20 protein-coding genes are annotated in these 21,698 nt (G+C 74.9%); 15 read left to right on the forward strand and 5 right to left on the reverse strand.

Annotated features, from left to right (window positions below):
• The first annotated feature begins 149 nt into the window (after positions 1-149).
• The 4 genes from ACSNOD_RS13535 (at position 150) to ACSNOD_RS13550 (ending at position 4,951) form a co-directional block, all read left to right on the forward strand.
• Positions 150-2,228, forward strand: coding sequence for a P-loop domain-containing protein (locus ACSNOD_RS13535; RefSeq protein WP_436767140.1), 2,079 nt, complete (start codon positions 150-152; stop codon positions 2,226-2,228).
• Between the two features lie 125 nt (positions 2,229-2,353).
• The gene (locus tag ACSNOD_RS13540; RefSeq protein WP_436767141.1) at positions 2,354-2,767 is read left to right on the forward strand and encodes a VOC family protein; all 414 of its coding nucleotides are present in this window, start codon (positions 2,354-2,356) and stop codon (positions 2,765-2,767) included.
• A 160-nt stretch (positions 2,768-2,927) separates the two neighbouring features.
• Positions 2,928-3,656: a hypothetical protein gene (locus ACSNOD_RS13545; RefSeq protein ID WP_436767142.1), complete on the forward strand. Its 729-nt coding sequence runs from the start codon at positions 2,928-2,930 to the stop codon at positions 3,654-3,656.
• A gap of 233 nt (positions 3,657-3,889) precedes the next feature.
• Positions 3,890-4,951: a serine hydrolase domain-containing protein gene (locus tag ACSNOD_RS13550; RefSeq protein WP_436767159.1), complete on the forward strand. Its 1,062-nt coding sequence runs from the start codon at positions 3,890-3,892 to the stop codon at positions 4,949-4,951.
• A gap of 86 nt (positions 4,952-5,037) precedes the next feature.
• On the opposite strand, the gene ACSNOD_RS13555 is transcribed toward ACSNOD_RS13550, so the two are convergent.
• A complete protein-coding gene (locus tag ACSNOD_RS13555) occupies positions 5,038-6,039 on the reverse strand; it encodes an NAD-dependent epimerase/dehydratase family protein (RefSeq protein WP_436767143.1) in 1,002 nt (333 codons plus the stop codon).
• Between the two features lie 331 nt (positions 6,040-6,370).
• Here ACSNOD_RS13555 and ACSNOD_RS13560 point away from each other — a divergent pair, with 331 nt between their 5' ends.
• The 9 genes from ACSNOD_RS13560 (at position 6,371) to ACSNOD_RS13600 (ending at position 14,063) form a co-directional block, all read left to right on the forward strand.
• Positions 6,371-7,444: an ATP-binding cassette domain-containing protein gene (locus tag ACSNOD_RS13560; protein ID WP_436767144.1), complete on the forward strand. Its 1,074-nt coding sequence runs from the start codon at positions 6,371-6,373 to the stop codon at positions 7,442-7,444.
• On the forward strand, positions 7,441-8,094 hold the full coding sequence (locus ACSNOD_RS13565) for a hypothetical protein (RefSeq protein WP_436767145.1): 654 nt from the start codon (positions 7,441-7,443) through the stop codon (positions 8,092-8,094). Before ACSNOD_RS13560 ends, ACSNOD_RS13565 begins: the two co-directional genes overlap by 4 nt.
• 89 nt (positions 8,095-8,183) lie before the next feature.
• Positions 8,184-9,170, forward strand: a complete 987-nt coding sequence (locus ACSNOD_RS13570) for an abortive phage infection protein (RefSeq protein WP_436767146.1) — start codon at positions 8,184-8,186, stop codon at positions 9,168-9,170.
• 303 nt (positions 9,171-9,473) lie between these two features.
• Positions 9,474-9,725 carry a hypothetical protein gene (locus tag ACSNOD_RS13575; protein WP_436767147.1) on the forward strand — a complete coding sequence of 84 codons (252 nt, stop codon included), beginning with the start codon at positions 9,474-9,476 and terminating at the stop codon, positions 9,723-9,725.
• A 2-nt stretch (positions 9,726-9,727) separates the two neighbouring features.
• Positions 9,728-10,105, forward strand: a complete 378-nt coding sequence (locus tag ACSNOD_RS13580) for a toxin Doc (protein WP_436767148.1) — start codon at positions 9,728-9,730, stop codon at positions 10,103-10,105.
• 377 nt (positions 10,106-10,482) lie between these two features.
• Complete coding sequence (locus ACSNOD_RS13585; protein ID WP_436767149.1) at positions 10,483-11,019, forward strand: RNA polymerase sigma factor; 537 nt, start codon at positions 10,483-10,485, stop codon at positions 11,017-11,019.
• Positions 11,020-11,045: 26 nt separating this feature from the next.
• Positions 11,046-11,885, forward strand: a complete 840-nt coding sequence (locus ACSNOD_RS13590) for a hypothetical protein (RefSeq protein ID WP_436767150.1) — start codon at positions 11,046-11,048, stop codon at positions 11,883-11,885.
• Positions 11,882-12,976: an ROK family protein gene (locus tag ACSNOD_RS13595; RefSeq protein ID WP_436767151.1), complete on the forward strand. Its 1,095-nt coding sequence runs from the start codon at positions 11,882-11,884 to the stop codon at positions 12,974-12,976. The genes ACSNOD_RS13590 and ACSNOD_RS13595 overlap by 4 nt, the downstream gene beginning before the upstream one ends.
• A 91-nt stretch (positions 12,977-13,067) precedes the next feature.
• The gene (locus ACSNOD_RS13600; protein WP_436767152.1) at positions 13,068-14,063 is read left to right on the forward strand and encodes an ROK family protein; all 996 of its coding nucleotides are present in this window, start codon (positions 13,068-13,070) and stop codon (positions 14,061-14,063) included.
• 218 nt (positions 14,064-14,281) lie between these two features.
• On the opposite strand, the gene ACSNOD_RS13605 is transcribed toward ACSNOD_RS13600, so the two are convergent.
• Positions 14,282-14,677 carry an RNA-binding S4 domain-containing protein gene (locus ACSNOD_RS13605; RefSeq protein WP_436767153.1) on the reverse strand — a complete coding sequence of 132 codons (396 nt, stop codon included), beginning with the start codon at positions 14,675-14,677 and terminating at the stop codon, positions 14,282-14,284.
• A 152-nt stretch (positions 14,678-14,829) separates the two neighbouring features.
• On the opposite strand from ACSNOD_RS13605, the gene ACSNOD_RS13610 reads away from it, so the two are divergent.
• Positions 14,830-15,897 (forward strand): NAD-dependent epimerase/dehydratase family protein, encoded by a 1,068-nt coding sequence (locus ACSNOD_RS13610; RefSeq protein ID WP_436767154.1) that lies wholly within the window; start codon positions 14,830-14,832, stop codon positions 15,895-15,897.
• A gap of 94 nt (positions 15,898-15,991) precedes the next feature.
• Positions 15,992-17,653 (forward strand): arginine--tRNA ligase, encoded by a 1,662-nt coding sequence (gene argS, locus ACSNOD_RS13615; RefSeq protein ID WP_436767155.1) that lies wholly within the window; start codon positions 15,992-15,994, stop codon positions 17,651-17,653.
• Between the two features lie 75 nt (positions 17,654-17,728).
• Here the strand turns inward: argS and ACSNOD_RS13620 are convergent, their stop codons facing one another.
• The 3 genes from ACSNOD_RS13620 to ddaH are packed head-to-tail and all read right to left on the reverse strand — an operon-like array spanning position 17,729 to position 21,617.
• On the reverse strand, positions 17,729-19,087 hold the full coding sequence (locus ACSNOD_RS13620; RefSeq protein WP_436767156.1) for a salicylate synthase: 1,359 nt from the start codon (positions 19,085-19,087) through the stop codon (positions 17,729-17,731).
• Positions 19,088-19,122: 35 nt separating this feature from the next.
• A complete protein-coding gene (locus ACSNOD_RS13625) occupies positions 19,123-20,742 on the reverse strand; it encodes a (2,3-dihydroxybenzoyl)adenylate synthase (RefSeq protein ID WP_436767157.1) in 1,620 nt (539 codons plus the stop codon).
• 26 nt (positions 20,743-20,768) lie between these two features.
• Positions 20,769-21,617 carry a dimethylargininase gene (gene ddaH / locus ACSNOD_RS13630; protein WP_436767158.1) on the reverse strand — a complete coding sequence of 283 codons (849 nt, stop codon included), beginning with the start codon at positions 21,615-21,617 and terminating at the stop codon, positions 20,769-20,771.
• Positions 21,618-21,698 lie beyond the last annotated feature (81 nt).

Here is a 21,698-nt window from a genome sequence, read left to right on the forward strand (position 1 = left end):
GGGCGGCCGGGGGCCGGTGGGGCGTTATGTATCGTCTCCTCCCGTAAGCGCCGCGGGCCCAGCCGCTCGTGGCATCGACGGCGCGTCGGCGGCGTGAGCGTGCGTTACGGCACAGCGGCGCCGGCGGGCGGAACAGTGAGGCGGTCAGCGTGCGACGCCCCGGGGAACGGCCCCACTCCGACGACCACGGCTCCTCGCGGCCGTACTCCTCCGGCGGCCGGTCCGGTGAGCCGTCCGGTGACCCGTCCGGCGACCGGTCCGGCCGCGGCCCGCGCGGGGGCTCGTACGGCGGCGGCTCGCGGGGCAGGGGCTCGTACGGGCGCTCGTACGGCGGTGGCTCGCGCGGCAAGGGCTCGTACGGCGGTCGGCCGGCCGACGACGCGTACGGCGAGGGCCGTGCCGACGGCGGCTCGTACGGTGGCGGGCGCTCGGGCGGGGGTCCGCGGCGCGGGCTCGCCGAGGAGCTGGCCCGCATGGAGGGCGCGTCCTACGGGCGGTACAAGGCGCTCGTCGGCCCCTGGTCCCTGCCCGGCCTCACCCTGGAGGTGGTACGCGCGCAGGCCGACCCCTTCGCGCCGCCCGCCCGGATCGCCGTGCACCTCTCCGCCCGCGAGGCGGGCTTTCCGGCGGACCTGTGGCGGACGGCGGTGCGCCGCCGCGCGCTCGCGAGCTACCTGGCCCGGCGGGCCGCGGCCGCGCTGCGCTCGGACGCGCTGCGGATCGACGCCGGCGGCCAGGAGATCCTGGACCGCGGCTCGTGTCAGATCGGCGCACCGGCCCCCGAGGAGCGGGGCGACGGCGGCGCGGACCGGCGGGACGGACAGGACCGAGGGGACGGGCAGCACCGGCAGGGTCGGCACGCGGCGCTCGTGCCGCGCGAACCGGGAGCCGTGACGCTGCGGATGGGCGTCGCGCTGCCCGGCCGGGGTCGGCGTATCGACGGGCGGGAGGCCACGCGCCTGCTGTGCGAGCTCGTCCCGGCCGTCGTCGAGGAGGCGCTGCGCTTCCCCGCGCTGGACGCCGACGAGCTGCGGGCGTTCGTGAACACCGCCGAGGACTCGGCGGCACTGCGTGCCGCCCTCCCGGGGATGGGGCTGGTGGCGTTCGTCGCCGACGGGGCCGTGCTGCCGCGGCGCAGCGGCGTCGACGACCGGCCGGCGACCGGCCCCGGCGTGGTGCCGTTCTCCTCCCCCGAGGAACTGCGGGTCGCCGTGGACCTGCCGCACGCCGGCCGGGTGACCGGCATGGGGCTGCCGGAGGGGGTCAGCCTGATCGTGGGCGGCGGCTTCCACGGCAAGTCCACGCTGCTGCGCGCGCTGGAGTCGGGGATCTGGGACCACGTCCCGGGCGACGGCCGGGAGCGGGTGGTGGCGCGGGCCGACACGGTCAAGATTCGCGCCGAGGACGGCCGGCGGGTCGAACGGGTGGACGTCCAGGCGTTCGTGAGCCATCTGCCCAGCGGGGCCGACACGGCCGACTTCTCCACCGGGAATGCCTCGGGGTCGACGTCCCAGGCGGCGTCGCTGTGCGAGGCGGTCGAGGCCGGTGCGCGGGTCCTGCTCATCGACGAGGACACCGCGGCCACCAACCTCATGATCCGCGACGCCCGGATGCAGGCGCTGGTCGCCAAGGGCCGCGAGCCGCTGACGCCGTTCGTCGACCTGGTGCGCTCGCTCCACCGCGACCACGGCGTCTCCACGGTGCTCGTCATGGGCGGTTCGGGCGACTACCTGGACGTCGCGGACCGGGTGCTGATGCTGGACGCGTACCGGCCCTCCGATGTGACGGAGCGGGCCAGGGCACTCGCGGCCGTGCCCACCGGGAGGTCGGCCGAGGCCGACGCCTTCCCGGGGATCGCGCACCGCCGGCCGGACGCCGCCTCCGTCGACGCCTCCGTGCGCGGCCGGACCCGCGTCCGCTCGCGGGGCTCCGACATCCTCGCCTTCGGCGAGCACGACGTGGACCTGCGCGCGGTGGAGCAGATCGCCGACGCCGGCCAGGTGGTCGGCATCGGGCTGGCGCTGGAGCTGATGGTCCGCCGCGGCTATCTGGGCAGTGGCCGGGACGGCCGTACGGTGGCGGAGGCGCTCGACCTCCTCGACGCGGACCTGGCCGAGGACGGCAGCGGGCATCTGTTGACGGTGCACGACGACGACTTCGCCGTCCCCCGCCGCTTCGAGGTCGCGGCCGCGCTCAACCGGCTGCGTTCCCTGCGCGTGGACCGCTGATCGCTCGTTCGGGACGAGCCCCCGGGCGCCCCGCGCCGAAAAGCGCTGGCGGACCGGGGGGCCACGTGGCCTAGGCTCGGTCGGTTCGATCCACCGACCGAGCCATCGCCGGAAGGAGCGCGCCCATGATGGGAGAGAAGCAGGTCAAGGTGGGTTTACGGGTCCGGGACCTGGACCGGTCCCGCGATCTGTATCTGCGGTTGGGCTTCCGTGAGATCCCAAACGACGACAAGCCGACCCTCCGCTATCTGACGTACGGTCGGACGTGGGTGATCCTGTCGGACATGTACGCCCATGGCTACGAACGGCCGGAGGAGGCCGAGGCCGTGCGGAAGGGCCCCCGGGGGCTGGGCTTCGTGCTGGCCCTGCCGACGCCGGATCTCGACAGGGCCTACGCCGTGTGGCGGAGCGAGGGCCTGCCGGTGATCACGGAGCCGGAGGACACGGAGTGGGCGCGGATCTTCACCGGTCTGGACCCGGACGGGTACGAGATCCTGTTCGAGCAGTTCCACGCCGAGTACCGCCCGTCCGGGGCCTGAGGGGCGACACGGGGCGGCTCCGGCGTGCGGGGCGCGCGGCACGCGCCCCGCGCATGCCCCCGCACCTCACTCCCGCGGAACCCCACTCCGTACCCCGGGTGTCTGTCTCGGCACCGGACGGTCCGCCGCACCGGGCGGACCGCGGAGTGGGGGGACACTCATGACTGTCAAGAACAGCGTCCGACGCGCCGTCGTGCTCGGCATAACCGCCGGGATGACCGCGGCCACGGCCGTCGTGGCCGGCGCGCCGACGGCGACCGCCGAGGACTTCGGGCCCGACACCTGCCGCCAGGGCTATGTGTGGCGGGAGGCCAGGGCGAGCGACCGCGTGTGCGTCACACCGGCGACGCGGGAGCGCACACGGTACGACAACAGCCGGGCGGCGTCGCGCCGCGACCCGGGCAACGGGGGCAACGGCCCGTACGCCTGCCGCGACGGCTACGTCTGGCGCGAGGCGTTCCCGGGCGACCTGGTGTGCGTCACCCCGGCCACCCGCTCCCAGGCCCGGCGCGACAACCAGGCGGCGGACAGCCGCAGGGTCTCCGCCCGGCTGTGGAAGTCGCGGTGGTACGCGCAGCCGGACTGCGACGGCGACACCTGCACCGCGCCCGACGGCATCGCCCGCATCCAGCTCAACGGTGACCACTACAACTTCGGCGAGGTCAGGGTCGTCGTCCGGCGCGACCGCGACAACCGGGTCGTATGGTCCCGCACAGTGCGGGCGACCGCGCACCGCGGCCACGCCGGGGGCAGCTTCGCCGTGCGCACCAACCTCAACGACTGCGCCCGGTCCGGCCGTCCGGCCAATGGCCACGCGCGGGCGTACGACGTGACCTCGGGCCGCTGGTCGGCGCGGATTCCGGTGACGATCGGCTGCGCCGTCCTCTGAGAGCCCGCCGCTCGCCGAGCCCGCCGTTCCCCGAGAGGCGTGGCCGCGGCCGAACCGCTGTCCCGTTCGGCCGAACCGCTGGCGAGCGCCCCGGCCGGGCCCCGTATCGGCCCGGTCGGGGCCGGCGCACGACCGCACGACACACCCGACGCCCCGTCAGAAGGGCACCAAGTGGATCAACCTTCCCTCGCGGAACGGAGTCCTCCCCTGTGACAGCGCACCGCGACGGAGCGGTGGGCCCGAGGGAGGACGGTGTTCATGACGACTCGTACGGCACGCATCTCGGTGGCGGCGTGCCGGGTGTGACGGCTCAGGCCCGCGACGAGCACGGCGTGTGGAACGGCACCTCCGGCGTCGGCGACCTGGCCACGGGGCGGCCGCGCGGCACCGACGACCGGTACCGGATCGGCAGCGTCACCAAGACGTTCGTGGCGACCGTGCTGCTCCAGCTGGAGGCCGAGGGCCGGCTCGACCTCGACGACACGGTGGACACCTGGCTGCCCGGGGCGGTGCGCGGCAACGGCAACGACGGCCGCCGCGTCACCGTGCGCCAGTTGCTCAACCACACCAGCGGTCTGCACGAGTACCTGGCGGACCCGGAGCTCACGCGCAAGATACTCACCGAGGACTTCCTCGACCACCGCAGCGACACCTGGACGCGGGAGCAGTTGCTGGCCGCCGCCCTGCGCCACCGCCCGGACTTCGCCCCCGGCACCGACTGGCACTACTCCAACACCAACTACCTCCTCGCCGGAATGATCATCGAGAAGGTGACGGGGCGGCCGTACGGGGAGGAGATCCGGCGGCGGATCGTCGACCGGCTGGGGCTGCGCTCGACCAGCCTGCCGGGCACCGACACCGCGATGCCGCGCCCAAGTTCGCGGGCCTACACCCGGTTCGGCGGCGACGCGGGCGCGAAGACGCACGACATCACGGAGTTCAACCCGTCCTGGGCCGGCGCGGCAGGTGAGATCATCTCCACCTCGGCCGATCTCAACCGCTTCTTCACCGCCCTGCTCGGGGGCGAGCTGCTGCCGCCGGCGCAGCTGGCGGCGATGAAGACCACCGTGTCCGCGGAGAAGGAGTTCCCGGGCGACCGCTACGGCCTGGGGCTGATCGAGAAGAAGCTGTCCTGCGGCGCCGTGGTCTGGGGCCACGACGGCGGGCTCCACGGCTCGCAGACCCAGGCGGTCACCACGGCCGACGGCCGCCACGCGCTGGCGTTCAACTTCTCCATCGACCGGGGCGGCTCCCTGAACGGGGTCGTCGAGGCGGAGTTCTGCCCCGGCGGCTGACGCACGTACGGGTCTCCCGCGTCGGCTTCCCGTATCGGCCGGTGGCCGGGTGTGCGGACGCGCACACCCGGCCACCGGCAGACGGTCTATACCCGGTCGACCGCGCCGAGGGCGGCGAGGAGTTCGCGTTCGCGGGCGGCGCTCAGGCCGGCCCGCCGGGCGCGGTCCAGGCCCTGCTCGCGTTCCCAGGCCAGCGTGTCGGCGAGCAGGTCCTCGTACGGGCGGTGGCGCAGGCCCGCGGCGCGCGCCGCCGCTCCGCTGCGGGCGGACCACCCCTCCCAGCCGGGTTCGACCAGCCACAGCGGCAGCGACTCGGGGCCCATGTACGCGGCGACGCCCTGGGCCAGCAGCCAGGCCGAGTCGGCGGTGACGACGGGGCCGGTGTGCCCGCCGACCGTACGGGACATCTCGATCCACCGCGCGAAGGGGACGACCGGCCCCACGGCGTCGTAGGTGCCGGTGGTCCCGGCCGCCGCGGCGTCCAGGAGCCAGGAGGAGAGGTCCCGCACGTCGACCACCTGGGTGGGCATGTCCGGCTCGGCGGGGACCAGCATCGGCCCCCGCGGGTCCCGGGCGGCGCGGGCCGGCCAGTAGCCGGTGCGCCCGCTGTGGTCGCCGGGGCCGCCGATGAGACCGGCGCGGGCGATCAGCAGACGGTCGCCCACGGCGGCCGTCGACGCCTCCTCGCAGGCGACCTTGGCCTCGCCGTAAAGTTCGCGGTCGACCTCGTCCCGGTCGGTGGGCGCCAGCAGTTCCGCGGACTCGTCCGCGCCGGGCCGGGCGTGGGAGGCGTAGGCGTTGCCGGAGGAGACATAGGTCCAGTGGCCGGCCTGCTCGGCCAGGGCGGCGAGCGCCCCGCGGACGAAGCCGGGCTGCCAGGACACCTCCAGGACCGCGTCCCTCTCCCGGGCGGCCAGCGCCCGGTACGCCGAGGGGTCGCGACGGTCGGCCGCCACCAGCTCCGCCCCGTCGGCCACTGCTCCGCTCTCGCCCCGGGCCAGGCAGGTGACCCGGTGCCCCCGCTCGATCGCCTGCCGCGACAGCTCGCGGCCCACCCATGCGGTACCGCCCAATATGAGGATGTCCATGGCTTCACCCAAGCACCAACGGCCCCGTACGCCGAGGGAATTCGCCGACGGCGGATCTCGCCGAGAGCGGAACTCGCGTGCCGCGTGCGGCGGTTCGCCGGTGCGTGCCGCGTGGGGTGGTTCGCCGGTGCGTGCCGCGTGGGGTGGTTCGCCGGTGCGGGCACGCGGGGTGGTTCGCCGGTGCGGGCACGCGTTCGGGAACTCACCTCGTGGATCACGCGTTCACGGCGTGCGCGTCCGACCGCCGGGGGCTCCCCCGGGGAGGCGCGTCACGAATCCAGGAACCCGGCGCGGCTCATGGCCGGCCGGCCCGGCGGTGAGGGAAGAGCACGTGCGACTGGAATCGGTCGGCATCCGGTACGGGCGCCGGGGGAGATGGGTCCTCGACGGGGTCACGGTCGACCTGCCGGAGGGGACGGTCACGGCCGTGGTCGGCGGCAACGGGTCGGGGAAGTCCACGCTGTTGCGGCTGGTCGCCGGGCTGACCCGGCCGACGACGGGAGCCGTGCACGGCCGCCCGGAGCGGATCGGCTACGTGCCGGAGCGGCTTCCGGCGGGCATGCGGCTCTCCGCGCACTCCTATCTGTGCCACATGGGACGCGTCCAGGGCCTCGGCACCGCGACGGCCGCCCGCCGGGGCCGCGCACTCCTCGACGAGCTCCGGCTGGAGGGCGACCCCGACGCGCCCATCGGCACCCTCTCCAAGGGCAACGCCCAGAAGGTCGCCCTGGCGCAGGCCCTGCTCGCCGAGCCCCGGCTGCTCGTGCTCGACGAGCCGTGGTCCGGTCTGGACGACCGCACGCACCACAGCCTCGCGGACTGCCTCGCCCGCCGGCGGGACGCCGGTGCGATCGTGCTGCTCACCGAGCACCGGCCGGGCGTGGTGGCCGCGAGCGCGGACGCGGTGCACGAGTTTCGCGGGGGCCGGCTGACGCGGCGGGACGCCGTCGCCCCCGACAGCGCCGTGGGAACCGTCGACGTGGCGTCCACCGCCGCGGAGAACATGGCCGCGGGGGCCACCGCCGCGGGGGCCACGGCCACGCGGACCGTGACCATCGTGCTCGGCGCGGCACCCGACCCGTACGGGGTGCCGGGGCGCGGCGTGGCGCCGTTGCACACGGTGCCGGGCGTGCTGGCCGTACGCGGCCACGGGCCCGAGGTCCATATGACGGTCAGTGCCGACCGCTCGGACGCCGTGCTCGGCGAGGCGCTGCGGCGCGGCCACCCGGTGCTGGAGGTGCGCCGCCCCCGCCGTCCCACCGCGACCGTGCCCGCCCCCTCGGCCCACGCCCTGGCCAACACCTCGAACCACGCCCCGGACAACGCCTCGGCCCATGCCGTGAACGACATCGCGCGGCGCACGGCCGGCGCTCCGGCCACCGCTCCCGAGGGCGGCCGCCGGTGATCGCGGTCGCCCGCTACGCCCTGGCGGACTTCCTGCGCTCCCAGCGCTTCCTCCCGCCACTGGTGGCGTTCCTGGGGCTCCAGGCCATCCTGCACGCCTCCTCCCCCGGCCCGGCCCTGTCCGCCTACGGACTCTCCTGCGCCGCCCTGCTGCCGGTCGCCGTCTGGACGACGCTCGCCCTGCACCGCACCGAGGACCCCCTGCAGACCACGGTCACCGTCGTCAACGCGCGCGGCCATCGACGCGCCCTGACCGGTACGACCGGCGCGGCCGTCGCCGGACCTCTCGTGCTGAGCGTCATCGGCCTGGCCTGGCCGATGGTCGCCCACGCCCGGCTGTACGCCCCGGCCGACGTGGCCATCGGCCTCGCCGCCCATCTGATCTGCGGCATCACCGGCGTCGCCCTCGGCACCTGCTGCGCCCGCCCGGTCATCGGACGGCAGGGGTACGCCTTCGCCGCGGCGTCCCTGCTCGCCCTGACCGCTCTCGTCGCCCGGCCCCTCACCCCGGCCAACCGTACGATCCGGCTGCTGAGCGCCGCCCCGCCGCGCCCGCCCACCGGCGAGCTGCTCGTGCTGGCGGCGTGGGCCTTCCTGATGCTGCTCGCCTCGGTGGCCCTGGCGACGTGGGTGGCGCGCCGCCGCCGTTAGGAGCCGTACGCGCACCCGTTCGCGCGGCGCGCACCCCGACCTTCGCAGGAGGGGCGGACGGCCATCGGCGCGGTCTGACGTATCGGAGCGTGTGCTACACGCTGGGGGCCGGCGAGACCCCCGGCACCGCGTGGAGCGCCACGCGCATGCGCCAGGACGTCCGGGCCATCCGCCGCGACCTGCACGCGAACTCGCTCAAGGTCACCGGGGACGGCGTCGAACGGCTGACGGCCACGGCGGCCCAGGCGGCCGAACACGGGCTGCACATCTGGATGGAGCCCACCCTCGGCGACCGGCCCGAGCGGGAGATCCTGGAGCACATGGCCGAGTGCGGCCGGTTCGCCGAGCGGCTCCGCCGCCAGGGCGCCGAGGTCGACTTCAGCGTCGGCTGCGAGTTCAGGCTGTTCGTGCCGGGCATCGTGCCGGGCGCCGACGTCCTGGAGCGGATCGAGAACCTGCAGAACGGCACCGTCGACTGGGAGCACATGCGGCGGGAGCTGCGCAGGTTCATCGCCCGCGCCGCACGCATCGGCCGGTCCGTCTTCTCCGGGCGGCTGAGTTACGCGTCGGCCCAGGGCGACGAGGTGGACTGGAACCTGTTCGACATCGTCGGTGTCGACTACTACTCGTCCCATCCGGACCGTGCCGCGTACGTCCGCGAGCTCAGGGAGTATCTGCGCTGGGGGAAGCCGCTGGCCATCACCGAGTTCGGCACCTGTACGTACGAGGGCGCCCCGGAGCGTGGCGGCATGGGCTGGGCCGTCGTCGACCACAGCAAGCAGCCGCCCGAGATCATCGGTGATCCGGTGCGCAGCGAGGCCACCCAGGCCGCGTATCTGACCGAGCTGCTGGACGTCTTCGAGTCGATGGGCCTGTACGCGGCGATGGCGTTCGAGTTCGTCACCCCGGACGCGCCGCACCGGCCCGAGCCCCGCTACGACCTGGACATGGCGAGCTACGCCATCGTGAAGCCGATCCGGGACGACCCCGACGACCCGGCGTCGGACTGGCACTGGGAGCCGAAGGAGGCGTTCCACGCGCTGGCCCGGCGGTACGCCTGCGCGCGGCGGTCCTGACGCGCGGAGAAATGTCGCCGGCCGGACGGAACCCATCGCGCCGACGGCCCGTCATCCATAACGAAGCCCTGCGGTACCCCCGTCCGCAGGGCTTCGGCATTCCCGAAGAACGTACCGTGCGGGACCGACGACGCACAGGTGAGTCGGCCGAACGACCGTGCTCCGCGCCCGAACCGGCCTCAGGGCCAGAACCGGCCCGCGCCGCGCGGGGCGGTCACGGCATTCATGGCGGCCAGTACCCCCACTCCCCCGCCCTGAGCTGGGTCGATTGAGGTGCCGGTACCACGGCGGTACCGTGGGGGGATGCCAGCGCTCAATGTGGAATTCCCCGATTCCGAGCTCCAGGAGATCCGGGAGATCGCCCAGGAGCAGGGGATGACGATGAAGGCGTTCGTCCGGGCCTCGACGGCGGACGCCATCGCCCGTCACCGAGGACTCAAGGAAGGGGCCGAGGTCTTCCAGCGGGTCTTCAGCGATCCGGCCCTCGCCGCGGCCATCGCCGAGGCGGGCATCGACGACGGGCCCGGCACCGGCACGGCGGGCCGGGCCGCCTGACGATGCCGCCGGTGGTCCACATCGATGTGCGCTGGCTGCTCCAGCAGCACGAGATCGCCCTGCCCGAGCAGCCCGTCATCGCCGACTTCTCCGCCCTGATAGCGGCCGTGGCCCGGCACCGGGTCGACCCGCCCCGGCTGGGCGTCGACTCCGACCCGGCCTGGCGCGCCGCCGCCCTGCTGCACACCCTGGTCTTCCTCAAGCCGCTGCCCGCGCGCAACGTGCGCTTCGGGTGCGCGGTCGCCATCGCCTACATGCACGCCTCCGGCGAGGGGATCGACGCCCCGTACGGGGAGATCGTCGAGCTGACCAAGGAGTTGGTCGAGGGCCGGGCGGACGTCTTCGCCGCGGCCGACCGCATCCGCTCCTGGCGGATCTGAAAGCCTGTTCGAGAACAGGCTCTGAGGCCGGGCCCCTTCCGGGGTGCCGCGAGGCTCACCCCTGCCCGCCGAACACCTCCACGCACAGCTGCAGCAGCGCCACCATCAGGCACCAGAAGTCCCACTGCGGTGGCCTGGCTTCGTACACGGTTCATCTCTCCTCTCTGCCCTCGCGCCCTCGCGCGCCCTCGCGCCCCCAGGACGCTCCGGGCTCTCCCGGACCGCGGGGCGCGTTCCGGCGAGCCCGTCAACAGGGGTCATGGCAGGGGGAGATCGTGCAAGGGCGCTTCGCCCGATGCCGGGGCATGCGGGGCATTGCACACATCGGCGCCGCCGCGGCCCCTCTGGGTGAGCCGGCTCTTGAGGAGGTGCCTGGCGTGGAACGCAGCCCGTCCGCGATCCCGGAACCCGGTCCCGGACCCTACGAAGACTTCAGCGCCTTCTACCGGCGTGAGTACCCGAAGGTCGTCTCGAGAGTGCTGGCCGTGGGCGCGACCTACCACGAGGCCGAGGACGCGGCCCAAGACGCCATGCGCGAGCTGCTCGCCCGCCGCCCGGAGTGCCACAGCCCCGCCGGCTGGGTGCGCACCGCCGCCGTCCGCGCCTTTCAGAAGCGGGCCGTCCGGGACCGCATGCGCCGCGAACGGGAGGAGGCGCACATGACGATGGTGAAGCGGGTGTCGCTCCCCGTCCGCTCCGACCCCGACGAGCACCGGCGCGTCATGGACGTCGTACGGGCCCTGCCGCCCCGTCAGGGCCAGGTGCTCGCCCTCTCCCTGGACGGCTATCGCACCGAGGAGATCGCCGAGCTGCTCGGCATCAAGCCCGGCACCGTGCGCAGCAATCTGCGGCACGCCCTCGACACCCTGCGGCGCCGGCTGGCGGAGCCCCCCGCGCCCGGGACGGAATCGTGACGCATCGACCGGAGGAGGAGCATCCCATGCAGGAGAGGAACGAGCCGGGCACCACCACGCGCGATCCGGGCGCCCCCCGGGGCCGGCGGCGTGGGGCGCCAGGCGCTCCCCCGCCGCTCCCCGCGCCCTACGCCCGCTATCTGCTCGCGGTGGAGGCGCTGGTCGGCGAGGTACTGACGGAGGACGCGGTGGAGGACCGGCTGCGCCGGCTGCTGGCGGAGGCCCCGCCGGCGATCGGCGCACCGCCGTTCCCGCCCCCGACGGCGGCCGCCACGGACGCCCCGGCGGCACCCGTCCCCCGGGCCGCCCGGAACTCCCGGAACGACGACGCCGCCCGGGCCGCCCCGTACGACGACGACACGGAGGCCGGTTTCGAGAGCCGGATGTCCTGGGCCGCCTTCGGCCACGGCGTGGTCTCGGTGTGGCTGCGGACCGTCCGGGCCGCCGCTCCCCGGCTGCTGCCCGGCGGGGACGACATCGAGGAGATGGCGCGGGAGACCACCGCGCGGGCCCTCAACAGCTTCCGCGACGAGGCGGGGGCGGCGGACCGGACGCCCGCGGCCGGCGCCGGGCGCGAGACCCGCGAGGCGTTCCTGGCCCAGTGCGTGCGCCATCTGCCGCATGTGCACCGCAGCGAGCGGCTGAAGGCCGGCCACCCCCTGGTGGACGACCCGCTGGAGGCCGAGGACGAGGCCGGCGAGCTGATCGAGGTCCTGTGGCACTGCGTGACGGATCACCGCGCGGAAACGCTGCGCCTCGTGACGGGCGGTCACCACCTGGAGGCCGTGGTCGAGCTGACGCCCGGCGCGATCTGTACGGCGGTACGGCGGTACCCCGGGCTCATCGGCCGGGTGCCGCCCTCGTGACCGCCCCGCCCGGCACCACCGCGCACGGCGCCGCCCCGGAGAGGAGACAGCGGAGGGCGGCCGTGGACGACGACGTACGGAGCATCCTGCGGCGCTCCCACGAACTCGACAACGGCATCTTCGCCGTGGGCATCGAGATCCTGCCGTACAAGCTGGTGGGCGTCATCATGGAGCGCGACGGCACCCCGCTCCAGGTGTGCCGGAGGTACCTGCCGGACATGCAGCCCTCGCGGGTGGTGGAGCACATCGCCCAACTCGCCCGCACCCTCGCCTCCTCGCTCGGCTGCGCCCTGCCCAGCGACCGGATCTGTCTCGGGGTCCAGCTGGGTGGGCCGGTCGACCCGGAGAACGGGGTGGTCCGGTACTACGCCAACAGCCCGGACGAGCACGGGAAGGACCGGCCGCCCTACGAGTGGACCGACGTCCCCCTCGCGGCCGGCCTGCGCGCGGCGACCGGCTGCGCCACCGCCGTCGAGAACGACGCGCACGCCTTCGCCGCGTACGAGCAGTCGCTCGGGGTGGGCCGCGCGGCCGACTCGTTCGCCGTCGTCCTCATCCGCGACGGCGTGGGGGCGGGGGTGGTCATCGACCGCGAACGCCTGGCGATCCCCATGGAGTTCGGCCACTTACGGGTGTGGGCCCGCGGCCGGATCTGCGACTGCGGCATGCGGGGCTGCGTCGAGAGCCAGGCCGGCAACCGGGCCCTCACCGCCGTCGTCAAGGAGCGGACCGGGTGCGAGCTCGACGGGCTCGAAGCGGCGGTCGCGCTCGCGGACAGCGACGACGCCCGGGCTCCCGCCGCCGGGGCCGCCTTCCACAAGGCCGGCGTGACCATCGCCCGGGGCATCGCGACCCTGCTCACCACGTTCGGCCCCCGCCATGTCGTGATCTACGCCCCGGAGAGGCTGATCGCCACCGGGCCGGGGCGCGTCGCGGCCCATCGCTTCCTGCGGGCGGTCGAGACGTTTCCGGCCGGCACGTTCCACACGGAGGCGGTCTGCACGCTCGTCACAAAACCGCTGGACCCCGTGCGCGGCGCGCACGGCGCGGCGCTCGTCGCGCTCCAGCGCTGCTTCCGGGTCCGGCTCTGACCTCGCCAGGAGGATGCGTATGCCCCCTTCATCCCCGCTTTCGTCCCCGCCCCCGTCACCGCTCTCTTCCCCGCCTCCATCCCGGCTTTCGGTGGACCGCGCCGGGGGCGGTGACGGCGCGGCCATCGGGCTCGACATCGGCGGCACCAAGATCTCCGGCGGGATCGTCGCCGCCGACGGCACGGTCGTGGAGCGGGTGCCCGCGGTGCGCTGCCCGGCCGACGACCAGGCGGCGACCCTTGCCGTCCTCACCGCGCTGATCGGGGAGCTGCGCGGCCGCCACCCCGGGGTGGCGGCGATCGGCGTCGGCGCCGCCGGGCTGGTCGACTGGCCCGAGGGCCGCGTGCGGACGGCGCCCAACAACGCCTATCGGGACCTGCCGCTCCGGCGGTTCCTGCGGGAGACCACGGGTCTGCCCACCGTGGTGGACAACGATGCCAACACCGCCTGCTGGGCGGAGTACCGGGTGGGTCACCGGGCCGCGTACATGGCGTGCGTGACCGTGGGCACCGGCGTCGGGGGCGGCCTGGTCCTCGACGACCGGCTCTTCCGCGGGCGGACCGGGATCGGCACCGAGATCGGCCATATGATCGTCGCCCCCGACGGGGGCGAGCGGTGCGGCTGCGGCACCGTGGGGTGCCTGGAGCCGCTGGCCTCGGGACCGGCGCTCGGCCGGTACGGCAGCGCGGCGGCGGCCAGGGAGCCGCACGGCGCGCTCGCCGCGCTCGCGGGCGCGGGCGGGCGGGTGACCGGCGAGGCGGTGTGCGCGGCGGCGCGCGCCGGGGACCGCACCGCCCTCGCCCAGCTCGAACGCCTCGGGCACTGGCTCGGGGTCGGCATCGCGACGCTCGTCAACCTCTTCGACCTGGAGCTGATCGCGGTCGGCGGTGGCGTCGCGGCCACCGGTGAGCTGCTGCTCGCGCCGGTGCGGGCGAGCTTCGAGCGGTACGTGACCGCGCCGGAGCACCGGGAGCTGCCGGCGATCGTGCCGGCCCGGCTGGGCGCGGACGCGGGCTGGATCGGTGCGGCGCTGCTGGCGCATGACACGGAGGGGGCGCGTACGCCGCCCGCCGCCCGGCGGGAGTGAGCGCCGCCCCCGGCGCCGGGGGCCACCGCCCGCGGCGCGCCACCGACGCCGCGGGCATCGACACGCGAGTCACCGACGCGAGAGGGCACATGTCGCGGGCGCCACCGGCTCGCTCCCAGGCAGCACCAACGCCGCGGCACGGGCCACGGGCGTCACCGGGCCCCAGCGCGCCATCGGCGCCGGAGGCACGGCCCAAGGCATCGCCGCCCCCGGGCGCGTCAGCGGTCGCGCGGCGGGCGGTCCAGGTCGCGCAGCCGGTCCAGGTCGCGCCGCTCCCGCTTGGTCGGCCGGCCCGCGCCCCGGTCGCGGACGGGCACCGAGAGGATCTCCTCGCGGGGCGGCGGGGGCGGGCTGTTGTCTACATAGCACTCCACCGCCACGGGCGCGCCGACGCGCTTGCGCACGATCCGCTTGACCACGACGATCCGCTCCCACCCCGGGCGGCGCAGCCGCACCTCGTCACCGGCCCGCACGGGGTGGGCCGGCTTGACCCGCTCCCCGTTGACCCGCACATGGCCCGCCCGGCACTCCGCGGCGGCCAGGGAGCGGGTCTTCGTGAGCCGCACGGACCAGATCCAGCTGTCGACCCGTACGGTCTCTTCGCCCATCACCATGGGAAGACTCTAGGACGTCATCCTCCGGCGCCGGCGGGCGGCCGCCCTCCGGCGCCGGGGGCGAGCGAGCAGGACGGGAGCCGCGACGACGTGGACACAGCGACCCTGACGCCGTGGGCGCCGGCGCGCTCCGCTCCCGCCGGAGGCCGGCCATGACCTCGCCGACCGGCGACGGGCCGGGCTCCCGCCCCGGCGCGCCGGCGGGAGCGCGCTGCACCGTGGTGGGGGCCGCCGGGTTCATCGGCGCCCGCCTCTGTCACCGCCTTCTCGCCGAGGGGAGCGCCGTCACCGCGCTGGTGCGCCCCACCTCGCGCGTGCGGCACCTGAACCTGCCGGGGGTCCGTCTGGTGCGCGGCGACCTGGTGACCGGGCAGGGCCTGACGGAGGCCACGCGCGGAGCCGATGTCGTCTTCCATCTGGGCGGTGTCACCCGCGCCGTCAGCGAGCGGGAGTTCCAGCGGTGCAACGCGGACGGCACCCACCGCCTCGTACGGGCCGTGGCCACCGCCCCCTCGCCGCCGGTTCTCGTCCTGTGCTCCTCGCTGGCCGCGGTCGGGCCCTCCGGTCCGCACCGGCCGCGCGACGAGGGTGACGAGCCGGCGCCGGTGTCCTGGTACGGCCGCAGCAAGCTCCGCGGCGAGGAGGCCGTACGGGCCGCGGCGGACCGGGTTCCGGCCACGATCGTGCGCCCCACCGCCGTGTACGGCCCCGGCGATCCGCTCCTGCTGCCGTCGGTGCTGCCGCTGATCCGGGCCGGCGTCCTGCCGCGGTGGGGGCCCGCCCGCCGGGGGATCTCCCTCGTGCACGTCGACGACGTGTGCGCCGCGCTCATGGCCGCCGCGGAGCGCGGACGACGGCTGCGGGACGACGACCGGGCGTGCGGGGTCTACCACGTCTCCGACGGCGCGATCCACTCGTGGGAGACCTTCGGCGCCGCCCTCGCCCGGGCGGCGGGCCGGCGCCGGCCCCCGGTGGTGCTGCCCCTGCCGGGGGCCGCGATCCACTGGGCGGCCACCGTGTGCCAGGCGGTGAGCGGGCTGCGGGGCGGCGTCCCGGCGCTCACCCGGGACAAGGCCAGGGAGCTGGCCCATCCGTGGTGGACGTGCTCCATCGCCCGGGCACGCCGGGAGCTGGACTTCGTCCCGGCCTTCTCCTTGGACCGAGGTCTGGCGGACGCCCTGGCGGCGTCACGCCCCGCCGAAGCCCGCCGCGCCCCGTAACGATGGCGGCCCGCCAACCGAGGTGACGCACCGCCTGCTTCAGGCAAAAAGCCACCAAGCCGCCGCCGGCTCAAGCGCGTTGTAGCCTCGGCCCGTGACTCCCTCCGAACTCGCCTCCGTCATCGATACGAGCGTGCGCGCGGCCGTCGCAGCGGGCGAACTCACCGTCACCCCTCCCGAATCGGTCACCGTGGCACGCCCCCGGAACAGGGCGCACGGCGACTACGCGAGCAATGTCTCCTTGCGGCTGGCCAAGGCCGCCGGGCTGCCCGCCCGCTCGGTGGCGGCCCTGCTGGCCCCCCGCATCGCGGCCACGGAGGGCATCGCCAGGGTCGACGTGGCCGGCCCCGGGTTCCTCAACATCACGCTGGACGCCGCCGTCCAGGGCGGGCTGGCGCGCACCGTGGTGGCCGCGGGCGCGGCGTACGGCCGCACCACCGCGCTGGAGGGCACCCGGATCAATCTGGAGTTCGTCTCGGCGAACCCCACGGGCCCGGTGCACATCGGGGGCGCCCGCTGGGCCGCGGTCGGAGATGCGCTCGCCCGGGTGTTCGAGGCCGCCGGCGCGGACGTCACGCGGGAGTACTACTTCAATGACGCCGGCGCGCAGATCGACCGGTTCGGCCGGTCCCTGCTCGCGGTCGCGCGGGGCGAGCCCGTGCCGGAGGACGGCTACGGCGGCGCGTACGTCGCCGAGATCGCCGAGGCGGTCCTCGCCCGGCGCCCGGAGGTGCGGGAGCTGCCCCGGGCGGCGGCCGGGGAGGTGCTCCGCACCGAGGGGATCTCGCTCATGTTCGACGAGATCAAGCGGTCCCTGGCGGCGTTCGGCACCCGCTTCGACGTCTACGTCAACGAGAAGGACCTGCACGAGCGGGGCGGGCTCGACGCCGCCGTGGCCCGGCTGCGCGCGGAGGGCCATGTGTTCGAGGCGGACGGCGCACTGTGGCTGAGGACCACGCGGTTCGGTGACGACAAGGACCGGGTGCTGGTCAAGAGGGACGGCACCTGGACGTACTTCACCGCGGACTGCGCCTACTACCTGGACAAGCGCTCCCGCGGCTTCGACAGGATCGTCATCGTGCTGGGCGCCGACCACCAAGGCTATGTGGGCCGGATGAAGGCGATGGCGGCCTGCTTCGGCGACGATCCGGAGCGGAACCTGGAGATCCTCATCGGGCAGCTGGTGAACCTGGTGCGGGACGGCACGCCGGTACGGATGAGCAAGCGGGCCGGCTCGGTGCTGACCCTGGACGACCTCGTGGAGGCCGTGGGGGTGGACGCCGCCCGCTACGCCCTGGCCCGCGCCGGCGTGGACGCCACGATCGACCTGGACGTCGACGTCCTCACCCGGCGGACCAACGACAACCCGGTCCACTATGTGCGGTACGCCCACGCCAGGCTGTGCGCGGTCCAGCGGGGCGCGGCGGCGCGGGGCGTCGACCGGGGCCGGCCGGAGGACTTCCGGCCGGCCCTGCTCACCCATGAGCGCGAGGGCGACCTGCTGCGCGCGCTGGGCGACTTCCCCGAGGTCGTCTCGGCGGCGGCCGCCCTGCGCGAGGTGCACCGCGTGGCGCACCACCTGGAGGCGCTCGCCGGCGCCTACCACCGCTTCTACGACGCCTGCCGGGTGCTGCCGCGCGACGGCGAGGAGGTCACCGACCTCAACCGGGCACGGCTCTGGCTGACCGACGCCACCCGGATCGTGCTGCGCAACGGTCTTGAACTGCTGGGGGTGTCCGCGCCCGAGCGGATGTGACCGCCACCGGCACGCGACAGCGGGTACGGGGGGCGGACGCGCGCCCGCCCCCCGTACGGGTCCCGGTACCCGGGGTCAGTCCTCGCGCAGCACCAGGTGGCCGGCGATGCTGCTCAGCTTCTCCCGGGTCTCCTCCAGCTCCCGCTCGGGGCGGGACGCCTCCACGACGCCGGCGCCGGCGCGCAGCCACGTCCTGCCGTCCCGCGCGTAGACGCTGCGCAGCACCAGCGCGGCGTCCATCGACCCGTCCGCGCCGACGACCATGACCGTGCCGGCGTAGGGGCCGCGCGGCTCGGGCTCGTGCCGGCGGATCAGCTCGTACGAGGCGTGCTTGGGCACTCCGGAGGCGGTGACGGCGGGGAAGACCGCGGTGAACGCGTCCCAGGGGCTGCCGCCCTCGGGCAGTTGCCCGACGACGCGCGAGGCCAGGTGCTGGACCGTGCCGCGCTCCTTGATCGTCATGTACTCGCGGACGACGACCGTGTCCGGCTTGCAGGGGCCGGCGAGCTCGTCCACCGCGACCTTCACCGAGATGGCGTGCTCATGCAGCTCCTTGGGGTCGGAGAGCAGGTCCTCGCGCAGCCGGCGGTCGGTCTCCTCGTCCCCCGTCCTGGCGCGGGTGCCGGCCAGCGGCTGGCTGTCCACCCGGCCCTCGGCCGTGACCTCCACGACCGTCTCCGGGCTGAACCCGGTCGCCTGGAGGCCGCCCATGTCCAGCAGGAAGGAGCGGGCCGGGGTGTTGGCGCGGCGGCCGCGCACATAGGTGGCGGGGATGTCGATCCGCTCGGCGACGGGGACGACCCGCGACAGCACGACCTTCTGGAGCCGGCCGGCGCGGATGTCGTCCACCGAGGCGGCGACACCCTTCTCGTAGTCGGCGGCGCGGAAGTCCAGGTCCACGGCGGCCAGTTCGGCGTTGGCGCCGGGCTCTGCCACCGGGCCCGCCAGGGTCTTGGCGACGGTGTCGAGGGTGTCGGCGTCCATGCTGCGGATCAGGGCGCGGCCGTCGGCGCGCCGGAGCCGTACCTCGGTGTGCGGCACGATCAGATGCGCCAGCACGGTCTCCGCCGTACCGTCGCCGTTCGCGCCGTCGGCGCCCGTGCCCGCGCCCGCGCCGGATATGGCGTAGGCGAGCTCGAAGGCGCACCAGCCGTAGGCCCGCCAGTCCTCGACGGGCAGCCGCCGCATGAACTCCCGTACGGGCTCCAGCGGATCGCCGTGCCAGTCGCTCTCCTCGGTCCGCCCGCCGACGACGGTGCGGACGCTGCCGGGCCGCAGGACGACCTCGGCCGCCACCCCGCAGGCCACCGACCAGGCGTCGGGGGTCTCGTAGACGACATGGCTGTCGAAGAGTCCGGAGGTGGCGAGGTGGGTCGCGGTGACGAGCTGGTCCCCGGCGGTGTCCACCTCCGCCGTGTGGTATCGGCTCTGCATGGCGTGTCCTTTCAAGGGGTGGCGCGGAGCGGCGTTCACCGTCCGCCGCCGTTCGCGGTCTCGGCGGTGAACCGCCGTGCCAGGGACTTCTTGTCCACCTTGCCGACGCCGGTCAGCGGCAGGGCGGGCACGATCTCCAGGCGATCGGGCAGTTTGTAGGGGGCGACGCCGCGGTCGCGCAGCGCGGACTGCACCTCGGCGAGCGTCGGTGGGGCGTCGGGGTTCTCCGGGACGACACAGGCGCAGGTCTGCTCGCCCATGTACCGGTCGGGCAGCCCGATGACGGCGGCGGCGCGGATGCGGGGGTCGGCGAGCAGGTGCTCCTCGACCTCCTCGGCCGGCACCTTCTCGCCGCCGCGGTTGACGATGTCGTTGACGCGGCCGCAGACCACGAGGTTGCCCGCCGGGGTGACGCGCACCAGGTCGCCGGTGCGGAAGAAGCCGTCGGAGGTGAACCGGGTGCTGTTGTGCTCCGGCGCCCGGTAGTAGCCGCGCAGCGTGTACGGGCCGCGGGTGAGCAGCTCGCCGACGGCGCCGGGGGCGACCTCCACCCCGTCCTCGTCGACGAGCCGGATCTCGTCGGCGGGCGACAGGGGCCGCCCCTGGGTGTGCACGACGACCTCCTCCGGGTCGTCCAGCCGCGTGTAGTTGAGGAGGCCCTCGGCCATCCCGTACACCTGCTGGAGCGTGCAGTCGAGCGCGGGGCGCACCAGCTGGGCGGTCTCGGGGGCGAGCCGGGAGCCGCCGACCTGGAGCAGCTTGAGCCCGGAGAGGTCGTGGGTGGTGGACTTGGCGGTCTCCAGCCACAGCGGGACGAGCGGCGGCACCAGGGAGGTGACGGTGGCCTCGGCGCGCGCGATGAGCGGGAAGCAGTCCTCGGGTGAGGGGGTGCGGGCGAGCGCCACGGTGCCGCCGACCCGCAGGGTGCCCAGCACGCCCGGGCAGGCGAGGGCGAAGTTGTGGGCGGCGGGCAGCGCGGTGAGGTACGTGCTGCCGGGGCCGACCCCGCAGAGCCGCGCGGTCTGCCGGAGCTGGTACGCGTAGTCGGCGTGGGTGCGCGGGATCAGCTTGGGCTTGCCGGTGGTGCCCCCGGAGAGCAGGAACAGCGCCACGTCGCCCGGGTCGGGGTCGGGCAGGTCGACCGGGTCGGCGTCCACCTCGGCCAGGGCGGTGAACGGGCCCGGGTCGCCGGCCACGAGAATGTGCCGGAGGGTGTCGGTCCGCTCGCGCACCTCGGCGGCGAGCCCGCGGTAGTCGAAGCCGAGGAGCTCGTCCTGGCAGACGTAGGCGACGGCCCCGGACGCCTCGACCAGGTGGGTGATCTCGGAGCTGCGGTGGGCGGGCAGGGCGAGGACGGGCAGCGCGCCCATGCGGAACAGCGCCAGGTTGAGCACCACGAACTCGAGGACGTTGGGCAGGTGGACGACCACCCGGTCCCCGGCGGCCAGGCCGCGGGCGACGAGCCCGGCCGCGAGCCGGTCGGCGGCGCGGTCCAGCTCGGCGTAGGTCAGCGACCGGTCCGCGGTGAACACCGCGGTCCGGGTGGCCGCGTCGGCGGGGGCCGGCCAGCGCCCCAGGGTCTCGTCGGTCCAGTAGCCCCGCGCGCGGTACTCGCGCGCCAGTGGGTCGGGCCAGGGCACCCATCCTTCGCGCATGGCGATTCCTCCGGTCTGGTAGGGCATCAGTGGGCGGGCCGGCGGAGTTCGAGGGTGCAGCACTTGACGCTGCCGCCCCCCTTGAGCAGTTCGGTCAGGTCGACGCCGATGGGCTCGAAGCCGCGGGCCCTGAGCTTCTCGGCGAGACCGGCCGCCGCCTCCGGCAGCACCACGTGGCGGCCGTCGCTGACCGCGTTGAGTCCGAACACCGCGGCGTCGGCGGCGTCGGCGAGGACGGCGTCGGGGAAGAGCCGCTCCAGCACGGCCCTGCTGCCCGGCGAGAACGCCTCCGGGTTGTACATGACCTCGTCGTGGTCGAGGACGGCGAGCGCGGTGTCCAGGTGGTAGTAGCGCTCGTCGACGAGGTCCAGGCCGATCACCGGCCGGCCGAAGAACTCCTGGGCCTCGGCGTGCGACTCGGGCGCGCTGCGGAAGCCCTTGCCGGCCAGCACCCAGCTGCCGGTGACCAGGAAGTCGCCCTCGCCCTCGTTGACGTGGACCGGGTCGTGGAGCTCCTGGTAGCCGTTGGCGCGGAACCACTCGAGGTAGGCGGGGCCCTCGGCGGAGCGCTCGGCGTTGCGGAAGCGGGCGCCCAGCACCTTGCCGTCGACCATGGTGGCGCCGTTGGCGGCGTAGACCATGTCGGGGCAGTCGGGCAGCGGCTCGATCAGCTCCACCCGGTGGCCCAGGCGGAGGTAGAGGTCGCGCAGGTCCTCCCACTGGGCCACGGCCAGTTCGGTGTCGACGGGCTTGGCCGGGTCCATCCACGGGTTGATGGCGTAGGTGACCGTGAAGTGGGTGGGCGGGCACATCAGGTAGTGACGCGGACGCGCGGTGCGGGAAGCGGTGCGGGGGGTGGAACCAGGGGCGGTCATGGTGCGGTTCTCTCCAAGGTGTTCAGGGGGGTGGGCTCGCGTCGGGGCGCGTGCGTCGGTGGTCCCGCCCCGGGGGGGGGG

The sequence above is a fragment of the Streptomyces sp. URMC 123 genome, assembly GCF_051386515.1.
Lineage (GTDB): Bacteria > Actinomycetota > Actinomycetes > Streptomycetales > Streptomycetaceae > Streptomyces.

Coding starts and splice junctions, on each gene's coding strand:
- ACSNOD_RS13540 (WP_436767141.1), top strand. CDS start 2,354: ATGATGGGAGAGAAGCAGGTCAAGGTGGGTTTACGGGTCCGGGACCTG.
- ACSNOD_RS13545 (WP_436767142.1), top strand. CDS start 2,928: ATGACTGTCAAGAACAGCGTCCGACGCGCCGTCGTGCTCGGCATAACC.
- ACSNOD_RS13555 (WP_436767143.1), bottom strand. CDS start 6,039: ATGGACATCCTCATATTGGGCGGTACCGCATGGGTGGGCCGCGAGCTG.
- ACSNOD_RS13575 (WP_436767147.1), top strand. CDS start 9,474: ATGCCAGCGCTCAATGTGGAATTCCCCGATTCCGAGCTCCAGGAGATC.
- ACSNOD_RS13580 (WP_436767148.1), top strand. CDS start 9,728: ATGCCGCCGGTGGTCCACATCGATGTGCGCTGGCTGCTCCAGCAGCAC.
- ACSNOD_RS13590 (WP_436767150.1), top strand. CDS start 11,046: ATGCAGGAGAGGAACGAGCCGGGCACCACCACGCGCGATCCGGGCGCC.
- ACSNOD_RS13605 (WP_436767153.1), bottom strand. CDS start 14,677: ATGGTGATGGGCGAAGAGACCGTACGGGTCGACAGCTGGATCTGGTCC.
- ACSNOD_RS13610 (WP_436767154.1), top strand. CDS start 14,830: ATGACCTCGCCGACCGGCGACGGGCCGGGCTCCCGCCCCGGCGCGCCG.
- ACSNOD_RS13620 (WP_436767156.1), bottom strand. CDS start 19,087: ATGCAGAGCCGATACCACACGGCGGAGGTGGACACCGCCGGGGACCAG.
- ACSNOD_RS13625 (WP_436767157.1), bottom strand. CDS start 20,742: ATGCGCGAAGGATGGGTGCCCTGGCCCGACCCACTGGCGCGCGAGTAC.
- ddaH (WP_436767158.1), bottom strand. CDS start 21,617: ATGACCGCCCCTGGTTCCACCCCCCGCACCGCTTCCCGCACCGCGCGT.